This is a genomic window from Meridianimarinicoccus zhengii (genome assembly GCF_003254465.1).
GTDB lineage: Bacteria > Pseudomonadota > Alphaproteobacteria > Rhodobacterales > Rhodobacteraceae > Meridianimarinicoccus > Meridianimarinicoccus zhengii.
In genome coordinates, this window is the sequence record NZ_QDFI01000162.1 from 1 (window position 1) to 2,263 (window position 2,263).

General features: G+C 66.5%; 1 protein-coding gene. It reads left to right on the forward strand.

The genetic code is table 11. The features are described 5' to 3' along the window. Positions 1-2,249 (forward strand): hypothetical protein (locus tag DDE13_RS22305; RefSeq protein ID WP_222626188.1); only part of this gene is annotated, 2,249 nt, incomplete at its 5' end. Between the last annotated feature and the right edge of the window lie 14 nt (positions 2,250-2,263).

Below are 2,263 nucleotides of genomic sequence, written 5' to 3' on the forward strand. Positions count from 1 at the left end.
GGACGGATGCGGGTTCGGGTGTGGCATCGCCGGCGTCGAACGCGGTCACGGTGCTGACCGGCGCGAGCGCCACACTGGCGGAAATCGACAGCCCCGAGGATGTCGCGGTCTTCGATTACGGCCACGCACTCGGCCTGGAGACGGCCGATATTCCGCTCGAATTGGACAGCACCGATGCCGATGACGGCGCGGTGATCGAATGCCGCTGGGTCCAGTACCACGGCAAGGGCACGGCAAACCCCGACACGCCGACCGGGGAGGCGGGGGACTGGACGGCTCTGGGCGACCCTGTTTCCGGCGGTGCGGCCAGTGGCGCGCTCACCATCACCGGCAAGGACGTGCGGACCTACCGGCTGATCGAATGCAGGGTGCAGGGCAGCGCGGCCCCGGCCAGCACGATGGCCAGGAAGATCGCGCTCGGGCACGTGCACTATGATCTCGGGCAGAGCAACCTGACGAAGAAGTTCGCGGCCGACAGCCCCGTGACGCTGACGCCGGACACGATCACCTATCCCGACTACGTGCAGTTCTGGGAACCTGACCGCAGCGACCCGGCCACGACCGGACCCTCGCTGGTGACGCTGGTCAACAACGAACCGGGCAACGAGCCGATGCCGGGCCTTGCGCGTGATGTCGAGGTCTTCCATGCCGCGCATCCGGGCGAGTATCTCGTTCTCGCCATGGGTGCGGTCCCCGGCGTGAACCCGTTCGAATGGATCGATCCGGCGGATACGTCCCGCGTGTGGGAACACGACATGCGGATGCTGTCGGACCTGACGGATTACGGCACGAAGATCGGCACCGTCATCAACTCGTCGTGGAGCAGCTTCTTCCCGCAGAACGCCGAGTCCATGATGCCCGTACTGACGGGCCGCAACTTCGACGGTTCGCCTGCGGTCCTGGGCAGCACCCTGCCCAATGGCGAGACGCTGCATCACTCTCTGTCGGAGGTCATCGACTTCGACTACACGCGGGTCGTCGTGATCGTCTCGACCGGGCGCGGGCCGCGCACGACGGACTTTCCCCGCGACAGTCTCACGGCCATTCTCAACTCGCCCACGGGCGCCGAGAGCATCGCGGCCGGCTGGGAGACGATCCTTCTCGACAAGGCGACCTTCCCCGAGATCCTCGGCGAGCCGTACAATCCGGAGACCTTCGCCCTGCGCGGCTACCCGGACGGTGGCGGCTGGTCCACGGACATGATCCATTTCAGCAACACGGAACCCAGCGGCTTTCCGCGTCTGGCGGAGGTGATGGCCTCGATCAAGCTGCGCGCGCTGGGGTCGATCAGCTACGACACGCCGCGGATCACGCACTCCAACTGGACCGAAACCCACATCGACCTGTGGAACCCGGATCTCGACTTCACGACCGAGCGCAACCGGAAGGGCGGCACGTCCGCCTATATCGGGGGGTTCACGCTGGACGGCGTGCCACTGCGGACGGAGGTTCAGCTGCTGCCAGATGCCGGCGGTTCGGGCCGTACCGGTATCCGCATCACGCCCGCGGGCGGGGTGAACGGGGCGGAAACGCTGGAATACGGGCGCGGCGGGTCGCCGGACTTGCTCGTCTACCCGGACGACCTTCTCAACACCTATGTCGACGACCTGCCCGTGGCTGTCGTTGCCGGATCGCTCGTGCCGTCCCTGCCGCTGGCGGTGCGCCCGGAAATCACCAGCAACCTGGAAGGCACGCCGCAATTCACGCTCGACGGCTCGCAAGGCTCTTTCGTCGATCCGGATGAGATTGGCACGGTGAACGGTTTCACGCTGGCAGGCGAGTTCCGGCGCAATTCCGGCGGCGGCGGCACGATCAGCACGACGCTCGGTGCCGTCTACAATTTCGAGATGCTGTCAGACGGCAGGGCGCGCATCAGTGTCGATACCCCGGAGGGCAGCATCGGGATGCAGCAGACGGCGAATGTCGTCTGGCCGAACGGGGAATGGGTGCCGTTCGTGTGGACCGTGGACTTCATCAACGGGACCACGACGATCTGGTATGGCGACACCGGCGAGGAGACCTTTGCGCTGACCGGCACGGGCGCGGCACTTTCGACGACCCGCCAGTTCCGCTATCCGACAGGGAGCCTGGTGGCGGATGTCCGCTTCACGGAAGTGTTCAAGGCCCCAACGGCAGTCCGTGACACGACCGCACTCGGCACGCCCCACAAGCGGCTCTATGCGGGCGCGGGCGGCACGATCCTGACGCCGAGCCTGCCGGTGTGGGGCAGCGAGAGCGTCGCGTCGTAGTCATGGGCTGGCAA